This is a genomic window from Pseudomonas sp. YNh (genome assembly GCF_037993085.1).
Lineage (GTDB): Bacteria > Pseudomonadota > Gammaproteobacteria > Pseudomonadales > Pseudomonadaceae > Aquipseudomonas > Aquipseudomonas putida.
The window spans coordinates 89673-115998 of record NZ_JBBMRJ010000004.1; the positions used below are offsets into that span (position 1 = coordinate 89673).

General features: G+C 61.0%; 25 protein-coding genes and 1 tRNA gene. 12 read left to right on the forward strand and 14 right to left on the reverse strand.

From position 1 onward, the window contains the following. The first annotated feature begins 14 nt into the window (after nucleotides 1-14). Nucleotides 15-695, forward strand: a complete 681-nt coding sequence (locus WF331_RS05140) for an SDR family NAD(P)-dependent oxidoreductase (RefSeq protein WP_445324373.1) — start codon at nucleotides 15-17, stop codon at nucleotides 693-695. A gap of 138 nt (nucleotides 696-833) precedes the next feature. Here the strand turns inward: WF331_RS05140 and WF331_RS05145 are convergent, their stop codons facing one another. The 6 genes from WF331_RS05145 to hemA all read right to left on the reverse strand — a co-directional run bounded on the left by WF331_RS05145 (nucleotide 834) and on the right by hemA (nucleotide 6184). Next, nucleotides 834-1352, reverse strand: a complete 519-nt coding sequence (locus WF331_RS05145; protein WP_016501501.1) for an acyloxyacyl hydrolase — start codon at nucleotides 1350-1352, stop codon at nucleotides 834-836. Nucleotides 1353-1458: 106 nt separating this feature from the next. After that, complete coding sequence (murI, locus tag WF331_RS05150) at nucleotides 1459-2256, reverse strand: glutamate racemase (RefSeq protein ID WP_340622699.1); 798 nt, start codon at nucleotides 2254-2256, stop codon at nucleotides 1459-1461. Further along, nucleotides 2249-3004 carry a molybdopterin-synthase adenylyltransferase MoeB gene (locus tag WF331_RS05155; protein WP_049277203.1) on the reverse strand — a complete coding sequence of 252 codons (756 nt, stop codon included), beginning with the start codon at nucleotides 3002-3004 and terminating at the stop codon, nucleotides 2249-2251. The genes murI and WF331_RS05155 overlap by 8 nt, the downstream gene beginning before the upstream one ends. Further along, the gene (gene prmC / locus WF331_RS05160; RefSeq protein WP_016501504.1) at nucleotides 2998-3828 is read right to left on the reverse strand and encodes a peptide chain release factor N(5)-glutamine methyltransferase; all 831 of its coding nucleotides are present in this window, start codon (nucleotides 3826-3828) and stop codon (nucleotides 2998-3000) included. The genes WF331_RS05155 and prmC overlap by 7 nt, the downstream gene beginning before the upstream one ends. Continuing rightward, nucleotides 3828-4910 carry a peptide chain release factor 1 gene (gene prfA / locus WF331_RS05165; protein ID WP_016501505.1) on the reverse strand — a complete coding sequence of 361 codons (1083 nt, stop codon included), beginning with the start codon at nucleotides 4908-4910 and terminating at the stop codon, nucleotides 3828-3830. The genes prmC and prfA overlap by 1 nt, the downstream gene beginning before the upstream one ends. Continuing rightward, complete coding sequence (hemA, locus tag WF331_RS05170; RefSeq protein ID WP_016501506.1) at nucleotides 4907-6184, reverse strand: glutamyl-tRNA reductase; 1278 nt, start codon at nucleotides 6182-6184, stop codon at nucleotides 4907-4909. Before hemA ends, prfA begins: the two co-directional genes overlap by 4 nt. Before the next feature lie 975 nt (nucleotides 6185-7159). Here hemA and WF331_RS05175 point away from each other — a divergent pair. The 10 genes from WF331_RS05175 (at nucleotide 7160) to WF331_RS05220 (ending at nucleotide 16230) form a co-directional block, all read left to right on the forward strand. Continuing rightward, complete coding sequence (locus WF331_RS05175; RefSeq protein ID WP_063423721.1) at nucleotides 7160-8881, forward strand: tetratricopeptide repeat protein; 1722 nt, start codon at nucleotides 7160-7162, stop codon at nucleotides 8879-8881. 4 nt (nucleotides 8882-8885) lie between these two features. Continuing rightward, nucleotides 8886-9503 carry a lipoprotein insertase outer membrane protein LolB gene (gene lolB / locus WF331_RS05180; protein ID WP_016501508.1) on the forward strand — a complete coding sequence of 206 codons (618 nt, stop codon included), beginning with the start codon at nucleotides 8886-8888 and terminating at the stop codon, nucleotides 9501-9503. A 4-nt stretch (nucleotides 9504-9507) separates the two neighbouring features. Next, nucleotides 9508-10368 (forward strand): 4-(cytidine 5'-diphospho)-2-C-methyl-D-erythritol kinase, encoded by an 861-nt coding sequence (gene ispE, locus WF331_RS05185; RefSeq protein ID WP_016501509.1) that lies wholly within the window; start codon nucleotides 9508-9510, stop codon nucleotides 10366-10368. Between the two features lie 20 nt (nucleotides 10369-10388). Then, a tRNA-Gln gene (locus tag WF331_RS05190) sits at nucleotides 10389-10463 on the forward strand. Between the two features lie 48 nt (nucleotides 10464-10511). Next, nucleotides 10512-11453, forward strand: a complete 942-nt coding sequence (locus WF331_RS05195; protein WP_003247410.1) for a ribose-phosphate pyrophosphokinase — start codon at nucleotides 10512-10514, stop codon at nucleotides 11451-11453. A gap of 118 nt (nucleotides 11454-11571) precedes the next feature. After that, a complete protein-coding gene (locus WF331_RS05200) occupies nucleotides 11572-12165 on the forward strand; it encodes a 50S ribosomal protein L25/general stress protein Ctc (protein WP_041167868.1) in 594 nt (197 codons plus the stop codon). 79 nt (nucleotides 12166-12244) lie between these two features. After that, complete coding sequence (gene pth / locus WF331_RS05205) at nucleotides 12245-12829, forward strand: aminoacyl-tRNA hydrolase (protein ID WP_016501511.1); 585 nt, start codon at nucleotides 12245-12247, stop codon at nucleotides 12827-12829. A 24-nt stretch (nucleotides 12830-12853) separates the two neighbouring features. Next, complete coding sequence (gene ychF / locus WF331_RS05210) at nucleotides 12854-13954, forward strand: redox-regulated ATPase YchF (RefSeq protein WP_043204081.1); 1101 nt, start codon at nucleotides 12854-12856, stop codon at nucleotides 13952-13954. 115 nt (nucleotides 13955-14069) lie between these two features. Next, entirely contained in the window at nucleotides 14070-15677 is a 1608-nt protein-coding gene (locus WF331_RS05215) for an anti-phage dCTP deaminase (protein WP_340622700.1), read from the forward strand. A gap of 1 nt (nucleotide 15678) precedes the next feature. Continuing rightward, nucleotides 15679-16230 carry a hypothetical protein gene (locus WF331_RS05220; protein ID WP_340622701.1) on the forward strand — a complete coding sequence of 184 codons (552 nt, stop codon included), beginning with the start codon at nucleotides 15679-15681 and terminating at the stop codon, nucleotides 16228-16230. Between the two features lie 98 nt (nucleotides 16231-16328). Here WF331_RS05220 and WF331_RS05225 read toward each other — a convergent pair whose 3' ends face one another. After that, a complete protein-coding gene (locus WF331_RS05225; RefSeq protein WP_340622702.1) occupies nucleotides 16329-16604 on the reverse strand; it encodes a hypothetical protein in 276 nt (91 codons plus the stop codon). Nucleotides 16605-16971: 367 nt separating this feature from the next. On the opposite strand from WF331_RS05225, the gene WF331_RS05230 reads away from it, so the two are divergent. Beyond that, nucleotides 16972-18684, forward strand: a complete 1713-nt coding sequence (locus WF331_RS05230) for a SulP family inorganic anion transporter (RefSeq protein ID WP_340622703.1) — start codon at nucleotides 16972-16974, stop codon at nucleotides 18682-18684. Nucleotides 18685-18711: 27 nt separating this feature from the next. Here WF331_RS05230 and WF331_RS05235 read toward each other — a convergent pair whose 3' ends face one another. The 7 genes from WF331_RS05235 to ycaC all read right to left on the reverse strand — a co-directional run bounded on the left by WF331_RS05235 (nucleotide 18712) and on the right by ycaC (nucleotide 26241). After that, nucleotides 18712-19734, reverse strand: a complete 1023-nt coding sequence (locus WF331_RS05235; protein WP_016501514.1) for a DUF2955 domain-containing protein — start codon at nucleotides 19732-19734, stop codon at nucleotides 18712-18714. Beyond that, nucleotides 19724-20812: an HlyD family secretion protein gene (locus WF331_RS05240; protein WP_059396036.1), complete on the reverse strand. Its 1089-nt coding sequence runs from the start codon at nucleotides 20810-20812 to the stop codon at nucleotides 19724-19726. The genes WF331_RS05235 and WF331_RS05240 overlap by 11 nt, the downstream gene beginning before the upstream one ends. Further along, nucleotides 20809-22323: an efflux transporter outer membrane subunit gene (locus WF331_RS05245; protein ID WP_284363263.1), complete on the reverse strand. Its 1515-nt coding sequence runs from the start codon at nucleotides 22321-22323 to the stop codon at nucleotides 20809-20811. Before WF331_RS05245 ends, WF331_RS05240 begins: the two co-directional genes overlap by 4 nt. Before the next feature lie 3 nt (nucleotides 22324-22326). Beyond that, nucleotides 22327-23424, reverse strand: a complete 1098-nt coding sequence (locus tag WF331_RS05250; RefSeq protein ID WP_016501517.1) for an AI-2E family transporter — start codon at nucleotides 23422-23424, stop codon at nucleotides 22327-22329. Between the two features lie 39 nt (nucleotides 23425-23463). Further along, nucleotides 23464-24660 (reverse strand): monovalent cation:proton antiporter-2 (CPA2) family protein, encoded by a 1197-nt coding sequence (locus WF331_RS05255; RefSeq protein WP_340622704.1) that lies wholly within the window; start codon nucleotides 24658-24660, stop codon nucleotides 23464-23466. A gap of 36 nt (nucleotides 24661-24696) precedes the next feature. Beyond that, nucleotides 24697-25515, reverse strand: a complete 819-nt coding sequence (ppk2, locus tag WF331_RS05260; RefSeq protein WP_284363246.1) for a polyphosphate kinase 2 — start codon at nucleotides 25513-25515, stop codon at nucleotides 24697-24699. A gap of 105 nt (nucleotides 25516-25620) precedes the next feature. Beyond that, a complete protein-coding gene (ycaC, locus tag WF331_RS05265) occupies nucleotides 25621-26241 on the reverse strand; it encodes an isochorismate family cysteine hydrolase YcaC (protein WP_340622705.1) in 621 nt (206 codons plus the stop codon). Between the last annotated feature and the right edge of the window lie 85 nt (nucleotides 26242-26326).

Sequence of the window (26326 nt, forward strand, 5' to 3'; positions counted from 1 at the left end):
AGAGCGCACGCAGTATCTGGGTGACGGGTGCCGGTAACGGACTAGGCCTCGCATTAGTGGAGGCGCTGCTCGGGCAAGGACACCGGGTAGCAGCAAGCGGTAAGGACAGCGATGCACTGGAGGCCCTGAGTGCGTGTTATGGCAGTCAGCTGTTGCGGTTGCCTTGGCAACTGCATGAAGAACAACAGGTGGCGAATGCCTGCCAGCAGATATGCCATGCCTGGTGCTCGCTGGATGGCTTGATCATAAATGCCGGCACCAGTGATTACCTGCCGGCCGATGTAGCAGACAGCGAACTGTTCGAGGCGATAGGCAGTACCAACCAGCTGGCAGGTGAGCTGTGCCTGAGCAAAGCGCTGCCTTTGCTGGCAAAGGGCGATTCGCAGCAGGTGATGGGTTTGTTCAACCGGTATTCAGCGTTGCAGCTGTATGCCCCGACACAGGTCATTGCGGGCTGGAACAACCTGCCGCAATGGATGCGTGAGCAACGCAAGCCTCTGAAGGAGCTGGGCATCGGGCTGACTGTAGTGGCGCCACAGTCGCTGAAGGTGCCGGTGACGTCGGTGCAGGCGATCCCGGAGGAGTGGACGCCGCAGGGTGTCGCTGAAGCGTTGTTGCGTCGGTGGCCGCAGGGAGAACCGGAACTGATCCTGGAAACCCTGGACATCAGTAGCCTGTGGCCGTTGACGCGCTAATACCTGAAAACAGGGTTGGCTTCTTCGCGGGCGCGCCCGCTCCCACAGGAATTCGCAGATCTTGAATGCTGCGGTATCCCTGAGGGAGCAGGTTTATCGAAGCGTAGAACCCCCGCGAAGACGCCGGCGCAGGTGAACTCAGAGCGCCATGCGGTAATGGAGGCTGTAGCTTTCCACCCCATCGTTGGGCTCTTTGATACCCGCATTGGAGTAATGGATCGCCCGCACTCCGATCTCATGCCCGCCGGCAAAGCGCAAACCAAAGCCGATGCGGTCCTCGAACTGGAACGACGAGCCTAGCTCGTTGCTTTCCAGTTCGGTGCTGGAAAACGCCGCCACACCAATCCCTGCCTCGATGTAGGGCTTCACCGACTCCCCGGCAAACTCATAGACGAAGACTGGCGCAAACGACAGGCTGTGGTTGCTCGCCGTCTCGTCACCATCCCAATAGGTGTAGGCCCCATCCCAGTAGCCAGTCAGTCGACCAACGCTGGTCTGCCACCAGCTCGCATCCCAGTTCGATTGCAGCCCTAATCGGTAGACCATGGTCGAGTCACCGGTCTGCCCTACCGAAAACGAAACGTCGGCAGCCTGTGCCGACATCGCTTGCCCCAAGGTAAAGGCAGCAGCCGCCGCCAAGCCAAGCAGTTTCCTCATAAGAAACATCCTTCTTCCTGATGCTGTTATTAGTGTCCGCCTCATCTCAGGCAAAGCGGTAGAAAGCAGAAGTGGAACGATAGTTCAGCTGTCTTTCACGTTTTTTTCACAACGCAAAGCTTTGCACACCGTCGGACTTACGCCACAGCACAGGTAGGATTTTTCTGAGATTTTCTGGATCAGCGCTGGTCCAGAAGCGGGCATCACCGGCCGGGCCTTCGGCCAACAGATCGTTGCCACTTAGCAGCCGCTGCAGTTGGCGCGCCACAGCGGCGCCGGTGTCGATGATAGCCACGTCCGCCGGCACCAGGTCGGCCAGCAACGGGCGCAGGAAGGGGTAATGGGTGCAACCGAGGATCAGCGTATCGCAGCCGGCGGCCAGCAGCGGCTGCACATAGCCAAACAGCATCTGTCGCAGTGCCAGGCTGGTCAGGTCGCCGGTTTCAATCAGCTCGACCAGCCCCGGGCAAGGCTGGGTGATGACCTGCACGTCGTTGGCAAAGCGGTCGAGCAAAGCGGCGAATTTGGCGCTCTGCAGGGTGCCGGTAGTGGCCAGCACACCGACCACGCCCGAGCGGGTAGCCGCCGCCGCAGGCTTCACGGCGGGTTCCATGCCCACCAGCGGCCAGGTCGGGTACAACTCGCGCAAGTCAGCCACCGCCGCTACCGTGGCGGTGTTGCACGCCAGTACCATGGCCTTGGCGCCTTGTGCCTGGAAGAACGTGGCAATACGCCGGCAGCGCTCACGGATGTAGTCTGGCGACTTCTCGCCATAAGGCACATGGCCACAGTCGGCCACGTACAACAGCGTCTCGTTGGGCAGCAAGCGCTGGATCTCGGCGAGCACCGACAAACCGCCGACCCCCGAGTCCATCACGCCGACCGGCGCCGAGCGCTCAGCCATCGCGCTTGCCGCAAACAGTACAGGCCGGGTCACGCTTGACCCGCAACTCGCGAATGCGGGTGCCGAGGGCATCGATCAGCAGCAGGCGGCCAACCAGAGGCTCGCCGAACCCGGCCAGCAGCTTCATCGCCTCCAGCGCCTGCAGGCTGCCCACCAGGCCCACCAGCGGCCCGATAACGCCCGCTTCGCTGCAGGTCAGCTCATCTTCACTGCCATGCCCATACAGACAGTGGTAGCAGGGGCTGTAGTCGCGCCGAGGGTCGAACACCGACAGCTGCCCTTCCAGGCGGATCGCCGCGCCGCTTACCAGCGGTTTGCAAGCAGCCACACAGGCAGCGTTGACCGCTTCACGGGTAGCGAAATTGTCGGAGCAATCCAGCACCAGGTCGACCGCCGCCACAGCAGCAGCGAGCGAGTCTTCATCCAGGGCCTGGCGATGGGCGACCAGGCCGATCTCCGGGTTGATCGCCTGCAAGCGCTGCAAGGCCGAATCGACCTTGCTCATGCCGACGCTGGCACTGTCGTGAATCACCTGGCGTTGCAGGTTGGTCAGGTCGACGGTGTCGAAGTCGGCCAGGTGCAGCTCACCGACCCCGGCGGCAGCCAGGTACAGCGCAACCGGCGAGCCCAGGCCGCCGAGCCCGACGATCAGGGCCTTGCTCTGCTTGAGCCGCAACTGGCCGTCGATGTCGATCTGGGCCAGCAATACCTGCCGGCTGTAACGCAACAGTTCCTCATCACTCAGCATGGCAGGCGCCCCAGGGTAATGCGTTCATGGCCGCCCAGGTCCGTGCGGCTGGCAACCTCGATAAAACCTTGCTCAGCCAGCAAGGCGCGTACTGAAGCTGCCTGGTCGTAACCATGCTCGAGCAGCAACCAGCCACCCGGCAACAGGTGCGCGGGGGCCTGGGCCGCAATCACGCGCAGGTCGTCCAGGCCATCGGCGCCGGCCACCAGCGCACTGCTGGGCTCGAAGCGCACGTCACCGGCCACCAGGTGCGGATCGGCGGCGGCGATGTAGGGCGGGTTGCTGACAATCAAGTCGAAACGCTCGCCGGCCAGGCTGTCGAACCAGTGGCTTACCCGCACCTGGGCGTTGCCCAGGCCCAGGCGCTGACGGTTGCGCTCGGCCAGGGCAGCGGCCTCCTCCACCCGGTCAACCGCAGTTACCTGCCAGGCCGGGCGATCGCTGGCCAGGGCCAAGGCAATTGCACCGGTACCGGTGCCCAGGTCGAGGACCTTGGCTGGCGAGGCAGGTTGCAGTTCGAGGGCCGTCTCGACCAACAGTTCGGTATCCGGCCGCGGGATCAGGGTATGCGGCGCCACTTCCAGGTCGATCTTCCAGAAGCCCTGCTGCCCGAGGATGTAGGCGACCGGCTCGCCGCCGCGGCGGCGCTGCAGGTAATCGGCGTATCTCTGGGCATCTTCGCTGCTGACAATTCGCTCGGGCCAAGTGTGCAGGTAGCTGCGCGATTTGCCGATGGCAGCAGCCAACAGCAATTCGGCATCCAGCCGCTCGGTGGGCGATTCGGGCAGCTGCGCGTTGCGCAGCAAGCTGGCGATGATGGTCATCAGTCCCCCAGGGCAGCCAGTTGATCGGCCTGGTATTCGGCCAGCAGCGGTTCGATCACTGCGTCCACGCCACCGCTGAGGATGTCGTCCAGCGAGTACAAGGTCAGGTTGATACGGTGATCGGTCACCCGGCCCTGTGGATAATTGTAGGTGCGGATGCGCTCGGAACGGTCACCGGAGCCCACCAGCAGCTTGCGCTCGCTGGCAATGGCATTCTGTGCTGCGCTGGTCTGCATGTCGTTGAGCTTGGCCGACAGCCAGGACATGGCACGGGCGCGGTTCTTGTGCTGCGAACGCTCTTCCTGGCATTCGACCACGATGCCGGTGGGCAAGTGGGTGATACGGATCGCCGAGTCGGTCTTGTTCACGTGCTGGCCACCCGCGCCAGATGCACGGTAGGTGTCCACGCGCAGGTCGGCCGGGTTGATTTCGATGGCTGCTTGTTCGTCCGGCTCGGGCAGCACCGCCACCGTGCACGCGGAGGTGTGCACGCGGCCTTGGGATTCGGTTTCGGGCACGCGCTGGACGCGGTGCGCGCCAGACTCGAACTTCAGCTTGCCGTAGACGTTCTCACCCTCGACACGGGCGATGATTTCCTTGTAGCCGCCGTGCTCGCCTTCGTTCTCGGACAGGATCTCCAGGCGCCAGCCGCGTTTTTCGGCGTAGCGTGAATACATGCGGAACAGGTCGCCGGAGAAGATCGCCGCCTCGTCGCCACCGGTGCCAGCGCGGATTTCGAGGAACACGTTGCGGCCGTCGTTGGGGTCTTTGGGCAGCAGCATGCGTTGCAGCTTCGCCTCCAGCGTCAGCAGCTGCTCCTTGGCTTCACGCACTTCTTCCACGGCCATTTCGCGCAGGTCCGGGTCGCTGTCCTTGAGCAGCGCCTGGGCACCTTCAAGGTCGCCCTGGACTTTGCACCACTCTTTATATGCAGCGTAGACCGGCTCGACCTCGGCGTATTCACGGGAATACGCGCGAAAGCGCGTCTGGTCGGAAATGACCTCGGCATCACCGAGCAGTGCGGTGAGCTCTTCGAAGCGGTCCTGGAGGATATCCAGTTTGTTCAGCAGCGACGCTTTCATTGCGGGGATTTGTCCGTGGAGCCCTCGTTGAGGGCAAAGAGTTCCTGGGCCATGGCCAGCGCATCAAGGCGGCCCTCGGCCGAGAGCTTTTTCAACTGCACGCTGGGCGCATGCAGAAGTTTGTTGGTCAGCCCCCGGGCCAGTTGGGCCAGTACGTCCTCGGGGTTGCCGCCGTTGGCCAGCAGGCGCTGGGCCTTTTGCAGTTCTTCGTCGCGCAGGCGCTCGCTTTGCTGGCGATAGGCCTTGAGCACATCCACCGCAGCCAGTTCGCGCAAGCGCACCATGAAATCTTCGGCGCCCACCGACACCAGCTCTTCGGCAGCCTGGGCGGCGCCCTGGCGGCTCTTGAGGTTTTCCGCCACCACGTCGTGCAAGTCATCGACAGTGTACAGGTAGACGTCGTCCAGCTCGCCGACTTCAGGTTCGATGTCACGCGGTACGGCAATGTCGACCATGAAGATCGGCTTGTGCCGGCGCTGTTTCAGCGCACTCTCGACCGCGCCCTTGCCCAGGATTGGCAGTTGGCTGGCGGTGGAGCTGATGACGATGTCGCTGTTGGCCAGTTCCTGGGGGATGTCGGCCAGCAATACGGCGTGCGCGCCGAACTGCTCGGCCAGGATACTGGCCCGCTCCAGGGTGCGGTTGGCCACGACGATACGCCGCACGCCTTGCTCATGCAGGTGGCGGGCGACCAGGGTGATGGTTTCGCCGGCACCGATCAACAAGGCCTGGCTACGGCCCAGGTCGCTGAAGATCTGCTTGGCCAGGCTGACCGCGGCAAACGCCACCGATACCGGGTTTTCACCGATGGCGGTGTCGGTACGCACCTGCTTGGCAGCGCTGAAGGTGGCCTGGAACAGGCGCCCGAGCAGCGGGCCGACGGTGCCGGCCTCGCGCGCCACGGCGTAGGCGGACTTCATCTGGCCGAGGATCTGCGGCTCGCCGAGCACCAATGAGTCCAGGCCGGAAGCCACGCGCATCATGTGCTTCACCGCATCGTGCTCTTCATGCACGTAGGCGCTGGCGCGCAGCTCGTCCAGGCTGAGGCGGTGATAATCGGCCAGCCATTGCAGCACGGCGTCGGCGGACAGGTGGTCCTGCTCTATATAGAGCTCGCTGCGGTTGCAGGTCGACAGGATCGCCGCCTCGCGGCTGGAAGTCAGTCGGCAGAGCTGCTGCAGGGCGTCTACCAGCTGCTCTGGGGTAAACGCCACGCGCTCGCGTACGTCTACCGAGGCAGTCTTATGGTTGATACCAAGTGCAAGAAAGGCCATGCAAGGTCGCTGGTTGTGACGGGAAGCCGATAATTGTCCTCTTTCGCAGGTTTTAGAACAACCACCGTTCGCTATTGCGCTGATAGCGCTGCGGCTATCGCCGCTCGCGGGCCAGCATGAGCGTTGATTTCAGCTTTCACTCCCGCTTCTGATCTGGCGTTTGATCTGCTTTTGATCTTCGCGACTTCAGGAGGCCGAACGCAGGCCTTGCGAAGGGAGGTGACGGGCATGGATGCCCGTCAAGCGCTGGGCCCCAGGATGGGGCCTGCAGCGCGGTCCTCCCGGGAGCAAGGCCGGAGTGAGGGAACCCCGGAGCGTAGCGCAGGGGCCGGATGATCGGAGCGCAGCGTTTTTTTTGGTTACTTTTTGCCGCGTTTGGCAAAAAGTGACTCGCCGTAAGGGCGAAAAGGTGAGTCAGCGTCGCCATCGCAAACGGACTGTTCGCTGAACCAAAACAGACAGATACGCTTTTCGCTTCGTGCGATGTGGGCCTTAACACAATGTAGACATTCGTTCGCGCAGGTGGCGCTGAGTCACCTTTCCGCCCTTCCGGCGGGTTACTTTGGTCTTGGCCAAAGTAACCAAAACCGTCCGCTCCCATCATCCGGCCCCTGCGCTGCGCTCCGGGGTCCCCTCGCTCCGGGCTTGCTCCCGGGAGGACCGCGCTGCAGGCCCCATCCTGGGGCCCAGCGCTTGACGGGCATCCATGCCCGTCACCTCCCTTCGCAAGCCCTGCGCTCGGCCTCCTGAAGTCGCAATCTGCGTCGCCTGAGCTATCGCGCGCTTAGAAGCAAGAGCAAGAGCCGGAGCCGGAGCCGGAGCCCTGGGCATTGTGGCAAGCCTGGGGCGAACCCTGCGCGCGCTGCGCGGTCTGCATGTGCTAAGCATATGCTTCATACCTTCGCAGGTGGGTTTTGCCCCCGCGCTTGTGTCATCATGCTCCGACCGCCGGTGAGTCCTCCTATAAGCCTTTCTATGAACAAACCATACGCATTGCTGCTTGCCTTCGCCCTGCTCCAGGGCTGCCAGAGCCTGGCCCCGCAAAAGGCCGAGCCTCCCGTCGCCGAAACCGGCAAGGGCGAGGCGGAAAAGCCCGTGGTGTATGGCTCGTTCAAGCAGGACACGCTGTATAGCCTGCTGGTCGCGGAGCTGGCCGGCCAGCGCAACCGCTTCGACATTGCCCTGGCCAACTACACCGACCAGGCAGCAAAAACCCAGGACCCCGCGGTTTCCGAGCGCGCCTACCGCATCGCCGAATACCTCGGCGCCGACGAGCCGTCACTGGATAACGCACTGGTCTGGGCCCGCAACGACCCGCAGAACCTCGACGCCCAGCGCGCCGCCGCCATCCAGCTGGCCCGCGCCGGCCGCTATGACGACTCCATGGCCTACATGGAAAAGGTACTGCAGGGCCAGGGCGACACCCACTTCGACTTCCTCGCCCTGTCCGCCGCCGAAACCGACCAGAGCACCCGCGACGGCCTGCTGCAAAGCTTCGAGCGCCTGCTGGTGAAATACCCGGACAACGGCCAGCTGGTGTTCGGCAAGGCCCTGCTGCTGAACCAGGACGGCAAGGCCGAAGAGGCGCTGGAGCTGCTCGAATCGCACCCCGCGCACAACGGCGAAATTGCCCCGATCCTGCTGCGCGCCCGCCTGTTGCAAGCCCTGGACCGCGGCTCCGAGGCACTGCCCCTGCTGCGCGGTGCAATTCGCGACAACCCGGATGACAAGCGCCTGCGCCTGACCTACGCCCGCACCCTGGTCGAGCAGGACCGCATCGCTGATGCCAAGGGCGAGTTCCTCAGCCTGGTCCAGCAATACCCGGACGATGACGAACTGCGCTATTCCCTGGCCCTGGTGTGCCTGGAGAACAAAGACTGGGATGAAGCCGAAGGCTACCTGCAGGAACTGGTCGAGCGTGACAGCAACGTCGACGCCGCGCACCTGAACCTGGGCCGCATCCGCGAGGAACGCCACGACCCCGCTGGCGCCCTGCGCGAATATGCCCTGGTCGGCCCTGGCCCCGACTACCTGCCGGCGCAGCTGCGCCAGGCCGACATCCTGATTGCCAACGGCCGCGGCACCGAGGCCTCGCGCCTGCTCGCCGAGGCCCGCGAAGCCCAGCCGGACTATGCCATCCAGCTGTTCCTGATCGAATCGGAAAGCTACAGCAACAACAACAAGGACGCCCAGGCCAGCCAGGTATTGCAACAAGCCATCCAGCGCTACCCCGACGACCTCAACCTGCTGTACACCCGCGCCATGCTGGCCGAAAAACGCGACGACATGGTGCAGCTGGAAAAAGACCTGCGCGCCATCATCGCCCGTGAACCGGAAAACGCCATGGCGTTGAACGCCCTGGGCTACACACTGGCCGACCGCACCACGCGCTACGCCGAAGCCAAGGCGCTGATCGACAAGGCCCACCAGTTGACCCCGGACGACCCGGCGGTGCTCGACAGCCTGGGCTGGGTCAACTACCGCCTGGGCAACCTCGACGAGGCTGAAACCTACCTGCGCCAAGCCTTTGCCAACTTCCCCGACCACGAAGTGGCCGCCCACCTGGGCGAAGTGCTGTGGGCCAACGGCAAGCGCCGCGAAGCCCGCCAGGTATGGGCCAAGGGCTTCGAAGCCCAGGCCGACAGCCCCATCCTGCGCAAGACCCTCCTGCGCCTGACCGGATCCGAGACCCTTTAACGCCATGTTTTTGCGCCATTGCATCACCTTCACCCTGATCGCCCTGCTGGCCGGCTGTGCCGGCTTTGGTAGCCGCGAGGCCCTGCAAGGTCACGGCGACCCACAACAGTGGCGAGCCCATAAAGAGCAGCTGAGCAGCCTTGATGGCTGGCAGATCAACGGCAAGGTCGGGATCCGCGCCCCGCGCGACTCCGGCAGCGGCACGCTGTTCTGGCTGCAGCGCCAGGACTATTACGACATTCGCCTGGCTGGCCCGCTCGGCCGTGGTGCCGCACGCCTGACCGGCCGCCCCGGCGGCGTGGTGCTGGAAGTGGCCAACCAAGGCCGCTTCGAGGCCTCCAGCCCGGAAGCCCTGCTGGAAGAGCAGCTTGGCTGGCAGTTGCCCGTGTCGCACCTGGTCTGGTGGGTCCGCGGCCTGCCCGCTCCCGACAGCAAGAGCAAGCTGACCCTGGACGGCGACAGCCGCCTGGCCAGCCTCGAGCAGGATGGCTGGCAGGTACAGTACCTGAGCTACACCGAGCAGAATGGCTACTGGTTGCCCGAGCGCCTGAAACTGCACGGCAAGGACCTGGACGTGACCCTGGTGGTCAAGGACTGGCAGCCACGCCAGCTGGGGCACTGATCACATGCAGAAAATCACCCTGCCCGCCCCGGCCAAGCTCAACCTGTGGCTGCATATCATCGGCCGTCGCGCGGATGGTTATCACGAGCTGGAAACCGTGTTCCAGTTTCTCGACCATGGCGACGAACTGAGTTTCGCCGTTCGGGACGATGGCGTGATCCGCCTGCACACCGAGATCGAGGCCGTACCGCACGACAGCAACCTGATCGTGCGCGCCGCACGCAAGTTGCAGGAACAGTCCGGCAGCCCGCTGGGCGCCGACATCTGGCTGACCAAGGTGCTGCCCATGGGTGGCGGCATCGGCGGCGGCAGCTCGGATGCCGCTACCACCCTGCTGGCCCTGGCCCACCTGTGGCAACTGGACTGGGACGAAGACCGCCTGGCCGCACTGGGCCTGAGCCTGGGCGCCGATGTACCGGTATTCGTGCGCGGCCATGCGGCGTTCGCCCAGGGCGTGGGCGAGCAACTGACCCCGGTCGACCCGCACGAGCCTTGGTATGTCGTGCTGGTGCCGCAAGTGTCTGTCAGTACAGTAGAAATTTTTTCACATCCGCAGTTGACACGTGATTCCCTCCCCCTTAATATGCGCCCCGTTCCCGAGGGAAACAGTCGAAATGACTGCCAACCGGTGGTAGAGCAGAGTTATCCAGAAGTTCGCAATGCGTTGAATTCACTGGGTAAATTCACTGAGGCTCGACTAACCGGCACTGGAAGTTGTGTGTTTGGGGCCTTCCCAAACAAAGCCGAAGCTGATAAAGTTCTGGCCCTTCTTTCAGCGACCCAAACAGGGTTTGTGGCGAAAGGAAGCAATATTTCGATGTTGCATCGCAAGCTACAAAGTCTGGTCAAGAAGTCGAGCGCATAAGCGTTCGCAGCAACAGATACAGGGGCGTCGCCAAGCGGTAAGGCAGCAGGTTTTGATCCTGCCATGCGTTGGTTCGAATCCAGCCGCCCCTGCCATTTTCCTTATACTCATCCAGGTATACCCTCAGCCTTCAGGTACTGCGCGTGTCCAAGATGATGGTCTTTACGGGGAACGCTAACCCCGATCTGGCTCGGCGTGTCGTACGTCAGCTGCATATCCCTCTCGGTGACGTCTCTGTCGGTAAATTCTCCGACGGCGAGATCAGCACTGAGATCAATGAAAATGTTCGCGGTAAAGACGTTTTCATTATTCAGCCGACTTGTGCCCCGACCAACGATAACCTGATGGAACTGGTAGTGATGGCCGACGCCTTCCGCCGCTCCTCAGCATCCCGAATCACCGCCGTGATTCCTTACTTCGGATATGCCCGCCAGGACCGCCGTCCGCGTTCGGCACGTGTAGCCATCAGCGCCAAAGTTGTCGCTGACATGCTCACTGTCGTAGGTATCGACCGTGTACTCACCGTCGACCTGCACGCTGACCAGATCCAAGGCTTCTTCGATATCCCCGTCGACAACATCTACGGCTCGCCCGTACTTGTCGATGACATCGAAGACCAGCGTTTCGAGAACCTGATGATCGTCTCCCCGGACATTGGTGGTGTCGTGCGCGCACGTGCCGTTGCCAAGTCCCTGGGCGTCGACCTGGGTATCATCGACAAACGCCGCGAGAAGGCTAACCACTCCGAGGTTATGCACATCATCGGCGACGTCGAAGGGCGCACCTGCATCCTGGTAGACGACATGGTCGACACCGCCGGCACCCTGTGCCACGCGGCCAAAGCCCTGAAAGAGCACGGCGCTGCCAAGGTTTACGCCTACTGCACGCACCCTGTCCTGTCGGGCCGCGCGATCGAGAACATCGAGAAGTCGGTACTGGACGAGCTGGTGGTGACCAACACCGTTCCACTGTCCGCCGCTGCTCAAGCCTGTGACCGTATCCGCCAGCTGGATATCGCACCGGTTGTGGCTGAAGCGGTCCGCCGCATCAGCAATGAAGAATCGATCAGCGCGATGTTCCGCTAAGCGGAACGCGTGTTGATGTGAAGCGCCCCGCCCCAACATGTGTTGGGGCGGGGCTTTTTTGCCATCCCCGTTGGCGCTGGTCGCAAACGCCTTCGGGGGGCTATTTTGGAGAAACAAAATGACTGATTTTATTCTGAACGCCCAAGCGCGTACTGACCTGGGGAAAGGTGCGAGCCGCCGCCTGCGTCATGCGCTGAGCATCCCGGCCGTTGTCTACGGTGGTGATAAAGAAGCTCAATCCCTGACCATCGTGGCCAAGGAAATCACCAAGCTGTTCGAAAACGAAGCTGCTTTCAGCCACGTTATCGAGCTGAATGTTGACGGCGTCAAGCAGAACGTCATCATCAAGGCCATGCAGCGCCACCCAGCCAAGCAGTTCATCATGCACGCCGACTTCGTTCGCGTTGTTGCTGGCCAGAAACTGACCGCTGTTGTTCCAGTGCACTTCATCAACGAAGAAGCACCGGTCAAGAAAGGCGGCGAGATCTCCCACGTTGTTGCCGAGATCGAAGTTTCCTGCGAAGCCAAAGACCTGCCTGAGTTCATCGAAGTTGACCTGGCCAACGCCGAAGTCGGCACCATCATCCACCTGTCGGACCTGAAAGCTCCGAAAGGCGTAGAGTTCGTAGCTCTGGCCCACGGTGATGACAAAGCTGTTGCCAACGTTCACGCTCCACGCGTTGCTCCAGAAGCAGAAGGCGCTGCCGAGTAATCCACTCGCACGCCGGCGTTGATCGGGTTACAGTGCCGCGCGCACTGTAACCCACCAACTCCAAGGAAGAGCCCCTGACGTGACCGCCATCCAGTTGATCGTCGGCCTGGGTAACCCCGGCCCCGAATACGAACAGACCCGGCATAACGCAGGGGCTCTTTTCGTTGAACGCATTGCCAGCGCCCAGCGTATTTCGCTTACCGCTGACAAAAAGTATTTCGGCCTGACGGCTAAATTCAGCCATCAGGGCAACGACGTTCGTTTGTTGATCCCCACCACCTACATGAACCGCAGCGGCCAGTCCGTAGCGGCCTTGGCCAATTTCTTCCGCATCAAGCCGGAAGCAATCCTGGTGGCACACGACGAACTCGACCTGCCTCCGGGCGTTGCCAAGCTCAAGCGCGGCGGCGGCCATGGTGGGCACAACGGCCTGCGCGACATCATCGCGCAGCTCGGCAACCAGAACGACTTCCACCGCCTGCGGCTTGGCATTGGCCACCCGGGCGACGCCAAACTGGTCTCCAACTTCGTCCTGGGCCGCGCGCCGCGCGCCGAGCAGGAGAAGCTCGACGCCAGCATCGATTTTGCCCTCGGCGTGCTGCCGGACGTGCTTGCCGGCGACTTTGCCAAGGCGATGCGCGAACTGCACAGCCAGAAGGCCTGAATTCCTTTAGAGAGGGGAATACCCATGGGTTTCAATTGCGGCATCGTCGGCCTGCCCAACGTCGGCAAGTCCACCCTGTTCAACGCCCTGACCAAGTCTGGCATCGCGGCGGAGAACTTCCCTTTCTGCACCATCGAGCCAAACAGCGGCATCGTGCCGATGCCTGACGCTCGTCTGGCTGCGCTGGCTGAGATCGTCAAGCCAAACCGCATCCTGCCGACCACCATGGAATTCGTCGACATCGCCGGCCTGGTTGCCGGGGCCTCGAAAGGCGAAGGCCTGGGTAACAAGTTCCTGGCCAACATCCGCGAGACCGACGCCATTGCCCACGTGGTGCGCTGCTTCGAAGACGAGAACGTGATTCACGTTTCCAACAGCGTCGACCCCAAGCGTGACATCGAGATCATCGACCTCGAACTGATCTTCGCCGACCTCGATAGCTGCGAGAAGCAACTGCAGAAGGTTACCCGCAACGCCAAAGGCGGCGACAAGGAAGCCTTGGCGCAGAAAGCCATTCTGGAAAAGCTGATCCCGCACTTCACCGAAGGCAAGCCTGCGCGCAGCCTGATGAAGAACATGGCTGACGACGAAAAAGCCGTCATCCGTGGCTTCCACCTGCTGACCAGCAAGCCGGTGATGTACATCGCCAACGTCGCCGAAGACGGCTTCGACAACAACCCGCACCTGGACGTGGTCAAGGCCATTGCCGAGGAAGAAGGCGCTGTGGTTGTACCGGTGTGCAACAAGATCGAAGCAGAAATCGCCGAGCTGGACGACGGTGAAGAGAAGGACATGTTCCTCGAGGCCCTGGGCCTGGAAGAGCCTGGCCTGAACCGCGTGATCCGCGCCGGTTACGAGCTGCTGAACCTGCAGACCTACTTCACTGCCGGCGTGCAGGAAGTGCGTGCCTGGACCGTTCGCATCGGTGCCACCGCACCGCAAGCGGCCGGGGTTATCCACACCGACTTCGAAAAAGGCTTCATCCGCGCTGAAGTGGTGGCCTATGACGACTTCATCCAGTTCAAGGGTGAAAGCGGTGCCAAGGAAGCCGGTAAATGGCGCCTGGAAGGCAAGGACTACATCGTCAAGGACGGCGACGTGATGCACTTCCGCTTCAACGTCTGATTACACATAATCGGTATCCTGAGCTACGCTCTTGCCTTACCATTCAGGGATGGAGTAATAGTTACTCCATCCCTTTTTATTATCTTAATAACAGTCTTTCATACGGATTTGGAATATGGCAGTTGTTCAACCCCAATACGCAAACGCCTCAAATGATGGTAGCAAAAAATCGAATACTCTCTTAAATGATCTAGTGTCCAGAGAGTTGATTTTTGCGGTAGTTGGACCTGTTGGGTCTGGCACAAGCTGGGTTGCAACTGCTTTAAAAGAAAGACTAAACAACGCGATCCCGAATTCAGAAGTAGTAATTCTAAAAGCAAGCCAAGCGATAAAGAGCTGGGCAGAAGTGACAAACTTCCCTATTGATGACTCGTCTAAACTGTCACGTGCAGAATCTCTACAGAATGCGGGCGACACAATACGGGCCAAAGATACAGCTGGCGTCGCCGTAAGTCTCATTGCAGAAATCATAAAACAAAGAGAAAAAAACTCAGGAGATGAGCAAACCCACAAAGAGCAGCCATTTCGTGTCTATATTTTAGATTCATTAAAGAATCCTGCTGAAGTTTCTCTTCTCCGAAGCGTATATCAAGAAGCATTCTGCCTAATTGGCGTCGTCTGTGAAACCGAAAAAAGCCTCAACAGATTAAGAAACAGCAAGTGCCGTGCTTCGTCCGGGGAGAAAATTGATCTTTTTATAAAACGAGATCAAGACTCTGGGCTTAGTAGCGGCCAAAAAGTAAGCGACACCTTTCACCTATCAGATTACTTTGTAGATAATACACAAGATCGATTCCTAGACACAGAAAACTTAAAGGAAAATCCTGCCTGGGATGTTAACGACCAACTTGGTCGACTTATTGATATTTTGACATTTAAAAAGGTCATGCGTCCAAACGCAAGTGAAACAGGCATGTTCCATGCGTACGGGGCGCAAATGACTAGCGCTTGCTTGTCCCGACAAGTTGGTGCAGCCCTATTGGATAAAAATGGAAATCTGCTAGCGACCGGCAAAAATGAAGTCCCTGCCGCAGGCGGTGGTGTTTATGGTGGCGGCTTCAACAATGATCCTCAAAATGATCATCGCTGTGCTCACTCCACGGAATATTGTAGCAGCAACAAATATCAAGACAAGATAATCAACGAACTTAAATCTGCGCTCCCTCAGCTAGAAGGCATCGAGTTCAGTAGACTAAAAAGCGCCCTTAAAGATACAGGTATCGGTCGGCTACTTGAATTCAGTCGTGCGGTGCATGCGGAGATGGATGCTCTACTTACAGCTGCTAGACAGGGAATATCCCCAGTCGGTAGTCGCCTCTTTGTTACCACATTCCCGTGTCACTATTGTGCACGTCATATCGTAACCGCGGGAGTAGATGAAGTTCAATTTATTGAGCCGTACCCTAAGAGCCTTGCATTCACACTACATGGTGATGCTATTGAACGCACCAAGGCAAAATGGGTATCTCCAAGCGACTCACAAATCGTGCACAACAGCTTGATTATAAAATCCGGCGACCCAGAGAACACTCCTAAAGTTTTATTCCGCCCCTTCACTGGCGTAGCTCCACGCTTATACCGCCAAGCATTCTTGAAAGACCGAAAGCTGAAGGATGGTCAAGGGCAAATGAACTTCGGCGAGCCTGAATGGTCCTCTGGACTGCTAAGTGAAAACTATCAATCCATTGAAAAAACTTTAGTCGCCAACATGCTAGGAGGATGAAATGCATAAAACATACGAAACCTCCACTAAATTATATGAGTTCAAGACAAGGAAAGCTTGTTCAAACCACGAACCTTTGAAGCTAAAAGCTAAATTCGCCGCACATGAGGGAATTACAGTAATACTTATGCGGGAGCTTGAAACAAGCAAGAAAAACTCGTTTGTGGATTTTTCAAAAAAATACAACCCAGGCTGCATACTAGATTTAAGAATAGCACCCAGGCTAGATGTTTTTCATGGTTCACGAAAGCTTAGCTTCGAACTATTCGACAGGTTAGATATTGAGTACTTTGATTTTTTTGGCAGAATAGGTGTCAACTCAAAAGATCAAGCATCTGAGATAGAATTAAATTTTGCAGAAGCATTTATCTATTTAGTTTCAGCTGACCGCTATAAGTCACGCCCGATAGTACTGTTTTTTGATAATGAAGAAATCCTTCATCAATGCTCCAAACACATGGAAAACTTATTCCACCTACATCTACTACCCACAAAACACCTCAACATGGGCGAATTGAAGTCTGGCTTGTTGAACATTTCCAGCTTGGCCTAGAGTATGCCCCTGACCATCCCAGGGGCATATAACGATTTACCTTAACCCCGATTAACAAATAATATAGCTTCACTTCTGAACTGATACCGAGCTCATGATTAATTGTTACACATCACTGGCGCCCCTTCTTCTCTTCCCAATATCAGCTCAGCCAACGCCCTCCCCATCTGCACATTGTGCACACTGTTGACCAGCATGCCGATGCCTGGCTCGCCAGCATTGCCGCAGATATATTCGTCGAGTGTGTCTTCAATTCCGCGTAGTAACTGAATGACATAGATTAAAGCCTCGGGTGAGGGCACGTCTTTGTTGATGGTGTAGAACGGTGGGGAATTAACTTTATCGTGTGGATCGGGAACAAGCTTCTTGATCATGTTTTCTCCGAGTTCAATGTGCGGAGCTATCACCCACTTCCTCTCACAGAATCAGGGTGGCAGCCGAGCGCGGGGTGAGAGACCGGCGAACATCGGAATTCCGGCCAGGCTTAAGCCTGCCCACGAACGGCTGCCATGACACTGGCACGATGCACTGCCGGGCTCTCACACCCAGTCGTCAAACCTCGACGACCCGGGGAAATTAGCCCTGATGCTCTACATCTTCAACAGAGAAACGGCAGCGGCGTGCGTAGGATAATTCCCAAGCTATGTTGAACTGAAGCATTTGGTTTTAAGTTCGGAATTCTCTTACGCCTGAGGGATTGCAGGAAGCTGCTATGAAGCCCTCCTCCCAGGAGCCTCGACCATGCCACCACCTTCCCGCTTCGACTGGCAACGCTGGCTCCCCGGCCTGGTCACCCTGCTCCACTACAAGGCAGCCTGGCTACCCAAGGACATCGCCGCCGGCCTAGTGCTCACCACCATGCTGGTGCCGGTCGGCATCGCCTACGCCGAAGCGTCCGGCGTACCCGGTATCTACGGCCTGTACGCCACCATCATCCCGTTGCTGGCCTACGCCTTGTTCGGCCCTAGCCGCATCCTTGTGCTGGGCCCGGACTCGGCACTGGCCGCGCCGATCCTGGCGGTGGTGGTGCAGTACGCTGCCAGCGACCCGCAGCGGGCAATCGCCATCGCCAGCATGATGGCGCTGGTCGCCGGGGCGTTCTGTGTGATTGCCGGGCTGCTGCGCCTGGGCTTCATCACCGAGCTGCTGTCCAAGCCGATCCGCTATGGCTACATGAACGGCATCGCCCTGACGGTGTTGATCAGCCAGCTGCCCAAACTGTTCGGTTTGTCCGTGGACAGCCAAGGCCCACTGCGGGATATCTGGAACCTGATTCAGGCCTTGCTCGCCGGCCAGGGGCATTGGCCAAGCTTCATGGTCGGTGGCGCCAGTTTGGCGCTGATCCTGCTGCTCAAGCCATTCAATCGCCTGCCAGGCATCCTCATTGCCGTGGTACTGGCCACGCTGGCGGTGAGCCTGCTGGGGCTAGACCAGCAAGGCGTGGAAGTGCTCGGCAAGTTGCCGCAAGGGCTGCCCAGCTTTGCCTTGCCCTGGGTCACCGATATCGACCTGGTGGAGGTGCTGCTTGGCGGCATCGCGGTGGCGCTGGTGTCGTTCGCCGATACCAGTGTGCTGTCACGTTCCTATGCCGCACGGCTGAAAATGCCGGTCAACCCGAACCAGGAAATGTTTGGCCTGGGCGTAGCCAACCTCGCCTCGGGGCTGTTTCAGGGCATCCCCATCAGCAGCAGCGCGTCGCGCACACCGGTGGCCGAAGCTGCCGGTTCGCAAACCCAGCTCACCGGCATTATCGGTGCACTGGCGGTCACCCTGTTGCTGCTGGTGGCGCCCAACCTGATGCAGCACCTGCCCAACAGCGCCCTGGCGGCTGTGGTGATTGCCGCAGCAGTGGGGCTGTTCGAGTTCGCCGACCTCAAACGTATATTTCGCATGCAGCAGTGGGAGTTCTGGCTGTCGTTCACCTGCTTCGTCGGCGTGGCGGTGTTTGGCGCCATTCCCGGTATCTGCATTGCGGTGGCAATAGCGGTGATCGAGTTTCTGTGGGACGGCTGGCGGCCACATCATGCAGTGCTGGGCCGGGTGGATGGCACCCGGGGGTACCACGATGTGCAGCGTTATCCACAGGCACGACGCATTCCGGGGCTGGTGTTGCTGCGTTGGGACGCGCCGCTGTTCTTTGCCAATGCCGAGCAGTTCCAGAGCACAGTGATGGCGGCTGTAGACGAGTCGCCGACGCCGGTGCAGCGGCTGCTAATAGCTGCGGAACCGGTGACCAGTATCGACATCACCTCGGCAGACATGCTGGCCGAGCTGGACCGGGCACTGGAGGCACGAGGGGTGGAATTGCAGTTTGCCGAGATGAAAGACCCGGTGAAGGACAAGATGCGGCGGTTCGGGTTGTTTCAGCATATGGGGGAAAAGGCCTTTCACCCCACGGTGGGTGCCGCTGTGGATGCCTATCTGGAAGAAAGTGGGGTTGATTGGCAGCCCTAGGTTCTCTGTGCTGGCTGCTTCGCGGACTCACCCGCGAAGCAGCGCACGCCGAGCACGAAGCCGGTCAATCCAGATCAACATGGCACTGGCATACACCGAGACCGCCAGAAACAAGGCCATGCGCACCGCAAAGGCCTTGTACACATCCTGCCCACCCGCACTGTCCTGCACCGACTGCCCCAGCAAGATCAGCAGGGTCGTCAGGCAACTGACCCAGTACGCCGGGCTCTGCCGGTTGGGCACGGCCTGATACAGCCGCCGCGCCAGCCACAGGACGAACAGCAGCACCCAGAGGAAGAACATCCACAAGTGCACGAACAGGCCCAACGCGCCCCACATCAGTATCGCCAACAGGCCGGCAAGCAAGGTCGAACCAATCAGTTCTCGGCTGGCATGCCGTGCGCGGGTTTCCTCGGCCTGCTGCCCCAGGCTTACCGCCTTCATGATCAGCGGCATGTACTGGTCCGGGGCAATCAGCGCCAGCAGAAACGCAGGCATCACGATCAGCGTGGCGCGCAATGCCACCCAGCTGACATGCTCGCTGCCCGGCAGCGGTGGTACCGGTTGCGCCGGTGCTCCCGCAGGTTCGGGAAACAGCACATGCGCCAGCGCCGTGCCCAGCACTGCCAGCAGCATGCCTTTGGCCAGCGCTTCGACCACCGACAGCGCCAAGGTGAAGTCGCTGGTGCCGGCGGCGGCGATCATGGTCAGGCCGACCACCAGCAAGTTGGCCAGCAGGCCGTTGCCGCCCTCAAGGGCGTAGCGCAAGGTGAGAAAAACGCCTACGCCCACCAGCAACACCCCGCTCAGCGGTGCGTGGCGCAACAGCGGAATCAGCAACAGCCCGCTGCCACAGGCGAGCAGTACCAGCACCGCCAGGGCCGGCGCCGCTCGCAGGGGCAGTGGCTGGCTGCGCATGGCCAGCAACAGCACGGCGAACACCGGTGCCAGGATCGGCACCGGCAAGCCAATGCCAAAACTTACCGCCAGGCACAGCGCCACACCCCAGGCCAGGCGCAGGGCGCGCAGGCGGCGCAATTCAATAGGCATAGGACAACCAGCTCATCAGCCACATGAACAGCCGGCCCAGAAGGTTCAGCGGGTTACCTTCGCTGGGCAGCGCCATGACCTCTGCCTGCCCGCCTACCCGCAGCCCGCGCTTGTCCGGCAACTGATCACGCTCCAGCTCGACAATCACCGGAAAGCGCTGGGCCGAACGCAGCCACTCGCGGCTGTTCTGCACTGTGGGCAATGTGCCCGGCGGAGTGCTCTGGCCCACGCTCACGCCGTAGCCGATGCTGCGAATACGCCCCTTCAACACGGTACCGGGCAATGCATCAAGCACTACCAGCACCGGGGTGTCGGGGCGCAGGCGGCCTAGGTTGTTCTCGGTCATGTCGGCACTTATCCACACGTCATGGATTGTGATCAGCGTCATCATCGGGCTGCCAGCCCCGACATAGTGGCCAACGTCGGTACGCAAATCGGTGATCAGCCCGTTGGCGTCGGCGCGCACCACAGTACGGGCAAGGTCCAGGCGAGCCTTTTCCACGTTGGCTGCGGCACTGCGCAACTGGGCGTTATCATCTTGCGCCCCGCCCTGCTGCTCACGGGCGCGCTCCACTTCGGCACGGGCCGCCGCCACCTGGCTGATGGCTTGGTCGCGGGTAGCCTGGGCGCCTTCCAGCCGGCGCACCGATACCGTGCCTGGGTCCTCATCGATCAGGCGCTTGAGCCGCTCGGCATCCTGCCGCGCCTTGCGCTCGTTGGCCTGGGCTGCCACCAGCGCCGCCTGGGCCGAATCGATGCCGGCGGTACTGGCGCCGATCTGCCGGCGCACCGTATCGAGGTCTGCTTCGGCGCGGGCCAAGGCAATGCGGTACTGCTCCTGGTCGAGTTCGAACAGCACATCGCCCTGGCGCACGTCCTGGTTATTGCCTACTGCCACCCGCTTGATCTGCCCTGCCACCTCGGCGGCCACCGGCACCACGTAGGCCTGCAGGCGCGCCTGCTGGGTGTAAGGCGTGAAGCGGTCGGCCAGCAGGTACCAGAGCAGGCTCACGGCGATCAGCAGCAGTACCCAGCGCATGCCGCGATCAGGGGCTGGCGGGGGTGTGGCGTCGCTCATTGGCTTTCACCTTTTGCATGTGCGGTGGGGGCTGGCGGGTGGAGCAGGTCGCCCCAGTCGGTACGTTGTTGCATCTGCTGACGCGTGGCTGGGTCGATCGGTGCGCGGCTGGTGTCCCAGCCACCGCCCAAGGCCTTGTACAAGGTCACCAGGCTGCTGACGGCATTACCGCGGCTGACCAGGTAGCCGTCCTGTTGCTGCAATAGCAGTTGCTGGGCGTCGAGCACGCGTTGGAAGTCGGCGAAGCCTTCGCGGTACTGCGAGCTGGCCAGGTTCAGCGAGCGTTGCGCAGCCTGGGAGGCCTGGTCGCGAATGGCTGCACTCTGCAGCGAGCGCACCAGCCCACTGGCAGCATCGTCGGCCTCGCGGGCGGCTTCGCGCACGCCCTGGTGGTACAGCTCGATCAGTTGCTGCAAGCGGGCATCCTCTACCCGCACCGCGTTCTTGCGCCGGCCGTAGTCGAACGGGTTCCAGATCAGGCTGGGCCCGGCGGCGATGTCGAAGGTATTGGGCAGGTGGCTGGCCGATAAAAAGGTCCAGCCGATGCTGCCCAGCAAGCTCAGCTGTGGATAAAGATCAGCCTCGGCCACACCGACCAACGCCGACTGCGCCGCCACCGCCTGCTCGGCCGCGCGGATGTCCGGGCGGCGCTGCAACAGGCTGGCAGGTACGCCCTGCAGCACTGCGCGGTCTGGTAAAGGCAGCTGGCCATGGCCGGCCTCCAGCTGCGCCAGCGGCCCGGGTGGGCGGCCCAGCAATGAACACAGCACGTTGCGCAGCGCGTTGAGCTGGTTCTCGAATTCGGGGATGGTGGCCAGGGTCGCCAGGTATTGAGTGCGCGCTTGCTGCCAGTCGAGTTCGTCATTCTCGCCATGGCGGAACAGCCGTTCGGTAATCTCCAGGCTACGCGCCTGGCGCTTGCCGTTCTCTTGCGCGATCGCCAGCCGCGCCTCGGCGGTTCGCAGGGCAAAGTAGGTGTCGGCCACTTGTGCACGCAACAGCAGCATGGCGTCGGCATAGTTGGCCTGTGAGGCGAAGTAAACGGCATCGGCGCTTTCGATGGCGCGACTGAAGCGGCCCCAGAAGTCGATTTCCCAGCCGATGTCGAAGCCGACGCTGGATTGCCAGAACACCGAATCGCGCGCAGTGGCCGTGCCGGACTGGTTTTGCTTCAGGTACAGGCTCTGCGCACCCAGCTGCTGCAGCTGTGGATAACGCCCGGTCTGCACGATGGCCAACTGGGCGCGGGCTTCAGCAATGCGCAGGCCAGCCACACGCAGGTTGGTGTTATTGGCGTCAGCCTCGGCAATCAGCGCGTCCAGCATCGGGTCGGCAAACACCGCCCACCACTGGCGCAGGTCGGGTGTTGCGGCGCTACGCCCTGCCTGCTCCAGCAATGGCGTGCTCCAGCCGTCCAGCCACGGCACCTGGGGCTTTTCGAAATCCGGGCCGACCTGGGTGCAGCCGGCCAGCACCATCAGCAGGCCCAGGCCACAGCGGCGGTTGGGCATGGCTCAGGCAGCAGGTGGTGCCGGTTGCTCCGGCACCTGCAGCGCAACCCATTGCCAGAACAACACGTAGGTTACGCCAAGGATCACCGGGCCGATGAACAAGCCGATGATGCCTTTGACCACCATGCCGCCCAGTGCCCCGATCAGCACCACCGGCATCGGTACGTCCACACCGCGCCCCAGCAGCAGCGGCTTGAGCACGTTGTCGGCCAGCCCGGCGACAAAGGTGTAGATGGCGAAGATGATGGTCGCCACCGTGAAGCCTTCGACGTTGAACACGTAGATGATCACCGGCACCGTGACCAGGGTAGCGGGCGCCTGGGCAATCCCCAGCATGAGGATGACGATGGCCAGCATGCCGGCCCCGGGCACCCCTTTGACCACAAAGCCAACGCCGATCAGCAGCATCTGGATGAAGGCGATGCCGATCACGCCCTGCGCCACCGCGCGAATGGTGGCGGTACACAACTTGGCCAAGGGTTTGCCGCGCTCTTCGCCCGATACCCGCATGGCAATACGCTGCGCGGCGACTTCGCCGCGGTCACCGAAGGCCATGATGACTCCGGAAATGATGATGGCACCGATGAACAGAAAAAAGGCCGCACCGGCGCTGGCCGCAGCGCCTAATACCGTAAGCCCGGCACCCTTGATTTGCGGCATCCACTGATTCAGTACGCTGGCCATGTTTTCGGAGGCCGCCAACCATAGCGCATACACCTTCGGCCCGATCAGTGGCCAGGCGGCCACAGACTCAGGTGGCGTCGGCACGCTCCAGGCCCCGCTCTTGAGCAACGTCACCAGGCTGTCCACCGACTCGCCGATGGACATTACCACCAGATAGATCGGCACCAGCAGCACCACCAATACCAATAACACCACCAGCGTCGCGGCATAGCCATGCTTGAGCCCGGTACGGCGCTGAAGGCGGCAATGCAACGGGTACAAGGTAACCGCCAGGATCACCGCCCACAGCATCAGCTCGAGGAACGGCTGGAACACCTGGAAGGCGAATATCACCAGGCCGGCCACCAGACCCGCCTTGATCAACACATCGAGCAGGCCCCGCGACAGCGCACTGTCAAGCTTGATACCCGGTTGCATGCTGCACCTCCGAACGTTCTGTTCGCCGTGTCTCTCGATTCAGTGCTCCGTTTCCGGGGCTGCCTGCGCAGGTGGTACGTCTTGCAGCCGTCGCGCCAGGGCCATCATCACCAACGGCACCACGGCCATCGACAGGGTGATGGCCAGTACCAGCAAGTCATGCACTTGTGGTGACAACACCTGATGGTCCCGCGCCAGCTTGAACACCACGAAGGCAAACTCGCCCCCAGAGGCCAGCACCACGCCCAGGCACAGCGCCTGGGACGGGTTGAGGCCTCCGGCCATGCGCCCCAGGCCATACAGCAACGGCAGCTTGATACCCACCAGCAGCAGCGTCAGCCCCAACACCGCCAGCGGCATGCCCAACAGCAGGTGCAGGTCGGCGCTCATCCCCACGCCCACGAAGAACAGCCCCAGCAGCAAGCCTTTGATGGGTTCGATCTGGGTTTCCAGTTCGTGGCGAAACGGCGACTCGGCCATCAGCACGCCGGCCAGAAATGCCCCTAGCGCCATCGATACGCCCACGTGCTCCATCAACCAAGCAGTGCCCAGCACCACCAGCAAGGCCGTGGCGGTCGACAGCTCGGGCAAGCCCGAACCCACCGTCCACTTGAAAACCGGGGTCAACAGATAGCGACCAAAGATAATCAGAACCCCAATGCCCACAGCCACAGCCAGCAACGGCCAGGCCCCTTCGTCGGCGGTGCTGACATTGCCACCGAGCAGCGGCACCACGGCAATCAAAGGAATGGCTGCGATGTCCTGGAACAACAGGATGGCCACAGCCAGGCGGCCGTGCGGTCTGCCCAGGTCCTTGCGCTCGGCCAGTACCTGCAGGCCAAACGCGGTGGAAGACAGCGCCAGGCCCACGCCCAGCACGATGGCGGCCGGACGCGACTGGTCGAACAGCCAATAGGCCAGTAGCCCAAGCACCACGGCGCTCAGCCCCACTTGCAGCGTACCCACACCGAACAGCGCCCGGCGCATGGTCCACAAGCGCCGGGGCGATAGCTCCAGGCCAATGACGAACAGCAGCATCACCACGCCCATCTCTGACAGACGCGCCACGTTATCGGGGTTGTTCAGCAGGCCGAGCACCGAGGGGCCGATGAGCATGCCGGCCAGCAGATACCCAGGCACAGCGCCCATCCGCAAACGCTGCGCCAGTGGCACCAGAAGCACCACGGCCAGCAGGAACACCACCGTCGCCTGCAACAGGCTGCCGTCATGTGGCATGAGCTCTTACCCTCGCAGCTCCCCGCAGGGAGGGGTTCAGAAGCGTTCTTCGACGACCTTGAACGGGTAGGCCACAGCCTTGTACTTGCCGATCTTGCCGCGTTTGGGCAGCTTCACCACCTGGTCACGGGTGATGTCCTTGTACGGAATCCGGCTGAGCAGATGGCTGATGATGTTCAGGCGGGCGCGGCGTTTATCGTTGGAGTGGGCCATGAACCACGGCGCCCAGGCGGTATCCGACGCGGTGAACATGTCGTCACGCGCCTGGGTGTAGTCATCCCAGCGGGTATACGACTTGAGGTCCATGGGCGAAAGCTTCCACAGCTTGCGGCCATCGTTGATGCGATCCTGCAGGCGCAGGGTCTGCTCCTCGGCGCTGACCTCGAGCCAGTACTTGATGAGGATGATCCCCGACTCGACCATGACCTTTTCGAACACGGGCACACCGGTGAGGAACTTGTCGACGAGTTCGTCGGAGCAAAAGCCCATTACCCGCTCGACGCCCGCACGGTTGTACCAGCTGCGATCGAAGATCACCACCTCGCCCGCTGCGGGCAAATGCCCCAGGTAGCGCTGCAGGTACATCTGGGTTTTTTCCCGCTCGGTCGGTGCCGGCAGCGCCACCACGCGAAACACTCGCGGGCTGACGCGCTCGGTAATGGCCTTGATAGTGCCGCCCTTGCCGGCGCCATCGCGGCCTTCGAAGACGATGCATACCTTCAGCCCCTTGGCCACCACCCACTCCTGCAACTTCACCAGCTCCACATGCAGGTGCTTGAGCGCTTTCTCGTACGCCTTGCCGCCCAGTTTTTCTGGCTGTTCCTGGGTGGATTTCTTCCTGGACGGCTTCGACATGACACTCTCCTGAAGGCGAATGAAGAGTCAGTATGGTCGATCCATGACGGTTTGCCGCTTCGCTTGCAGATTGGTGAAGGGCTGCCTTGCAGCCCCCACGAGGCGCTATTTGGCCAGCTTGTTGTAACTGGTCATCAGGTTGCGATAGTCCGGGATATGGTTGGAGAACAGCGTCCCCAACCCTTCGATGTCATTGCGCCAGTCGCGGTGCAGCTCGCATGCCACGCCAAACCAGGTCATCAACTGCGCCCCGGCCGCCTCCATGCGCCGCCAGGCCGAATCACGGGTCAGTTCGTTGAAGGTGCCGGAGGCGTCAGTGACGACGAACACCTCAAAGCCCTCCTCCAGCGCCGACAAGGCCGGGAACGCCACGCACACCTCGGTGACCACACCAGCAATCAGCAGCTGCTTCTTGCCAGTGGCTTTTACCGCTTTGACGAAATCTTCGTTGTCCCAGGCGTTGATGTTGCCGGGGCGTGCGATGTAGGGGGCGTCAAGGAACTGCTCTTTCAGCTCCGGCACCAGCGGGCCGTTGGGGCCGGTCTCGAAGCTGGTGGTGAGGATGGTTGGCAGCTTGAAATACTTGGCCAGGTCGGACAGGGCCAGCACGTTGTTCTTGAAGCGGTCGGGGTCTATGTCCCTTACCAGCGATAGCAGACCGGTCTGGTGATCGACCAGCAGCACGGCGACGTTGTTCTTGTCCAGACGCTTGTATTGGAAGGCCACGGTGAACTCCTTGCTTCAGCGGGTTGGGAGTATCAGCGTAGGCAAGGATCAAGGGTGGGACAGACCGTCAGTCGGTTCGCTTGTT

What these genes read in the sequence shown, in the direction of transcription:
- WF331_RS05145 (WP_016501501.1), bottom strand. Translation starts at nt 1,352, where the DNA reads ATGAGGAAACTGCTTGGCTTGGCGGCGGCTGCTGCCTTTACCTTGGGG.
- murI (WP_340622699.1), bottom strand. Translation starts at nt 2,256, where the DNA reads ATGGCTGAGCGCTCGGCGCCGGTCGGCGTGATGGACTCGGGGGTCGGC.
- WF331_RS05155 (WP_049277203.1), bottom strand. Translation starts at nt 3,004, where the DNA reads ATGCTGAGTGATGAGGAACTGTTGCGTTACAGCCGGCAGGTATTGCTG.
- prmC (WP_016501504.1), bottom strand. Translation starts at nt 3,828, where the DNA reads ATGACCATCATCGCCAGCTTGCTGCGCAACGCGCAGCTGCCCGAATCG.
- prfA (WP_016501505.1), bottom strand. Translation starts at nt 4,910, where the DNA reads ATGAAAGCGTCGCTGCTGAACAAACTGGATATCCTCCAGGACCGCTTC.
- hemA (WP_016501506.1), bottom strand. Translation starts at nt 6,184, where the DNA reads ATGGCCTTTCTTGCACTTGGTATCAACCATAAGACTGCCTCGGTAGAC.
- WF331_RS05175 (WP_063423721.1), top strand. Translation starts at nt 7,160, where the DNA reads ATGAACAAACCATACGCATTGCTGCTTGCCTTCGCCCTGCTCCAGGGC.
- lolB (WP_016501508.1), top strand. Translation starts at nt 8,886, where the DNA reads ATGTTTTTGCGCCATTGCATCACCTTCACCCTGATCGCCCTGCTGGCC.
- ispE (WP_016501509.1), top strand. Translation starts at nt 9,508, where the DNA reads ATGCAGAAAATCACCCTGCCCGCCCCGGCCAAGCTCAACCTGTGGCTG.
- WF331_RS05200 (WP_041167868.1), top strand. Translation starts at nt 11,572, where the DNA reads ATGACTGATTTTATTCTGAACGCCCAAGCGCGTACTGACCTGGGGAAA.
- ychF (WP_043204081.1), top strand. Translation starts at nt 12,854, where the DNA reads ATGGGTTTCAATTGCGGCATCGTCGGCCTGCCCAACGTCGGCAAGTCC.
- WF331_RS05215 (WP_340622700.1), top strand. Translation starts at nt 14,070, where the DNA reads ATGGCAGTTGTTCAACCCCAATACGCAAACGCCTCAAATGATGGTAGC.
- WF331_RS05220 (WP_340622701.1), top strand. Translation starts at nt 15,679, where the DNA reads ATGCATAAAACATACGAAACCTCCACTAAATTATATGAGTTCAAGACA.
- WF331_RS05225 (WP_340622702.1), bottom strand. Translation starts at nt 16,604, where the DNA reads ATGATCAAGAAGCTTGTTCCCGATCCACACGATAAAGTTAATTCCCCA.
- WF331_RS05230 (WP_340622703.1), top strand. Translation starts at nt 16,972, where the DNA reads ATGCCACCACCTTCCCGCTTCGACTGGCAACGCTGGCTCCCCGGCCTG.
- WF331_RS05235 (WP_016501514.1), bottom strand. Translation starts at nt 19,734, where the DNA reads ATGCCTATTGAATTGCGCCGCCTGCGCGCCCTGCGCCTGGCCTGGGGT.
- WF331_RS05240 (WP_059396036.1), bottom strand. Translation starts at nt 20,812, where the DNA reads ATGAGCGACGCCACACCCCCGCCAGCCCCTGATCGCGGCATGCGCTGG.
- WF331_RS05245 (WP_284363263.1), bottom strand. Translation starts at nt 22,323, where the DNA reads ATGCCCAACCGCCGCTGTGGCCTGGGCCTGCTGATGGTGCTGGCCGGC.
- WF331_RS05250 (WP_016501517.1), bottom strand. Translation starts at nt 23,424, where the DNA reads ATGCAACCGGGTATCAAGCTTGACAGTGCGCTGTCGCGGGGCCTGCTC.
- WF331_RS05255 (WP_340622704.1), bottom strand. Translation starts at nt 24,660, where the DNA reads ATGCCACATGACGGCAGCCTGTTGCAGGCGACGGTGGTGTTCCTGCTG.
- ppk2 (WP_284363246.1), bottom strand. Translation starts at nt 25,515, where the DNA reads ATGTCGAAGCCGTCCAGGAAGAAATCCACCCAGGAACAGCCAGAAAAA.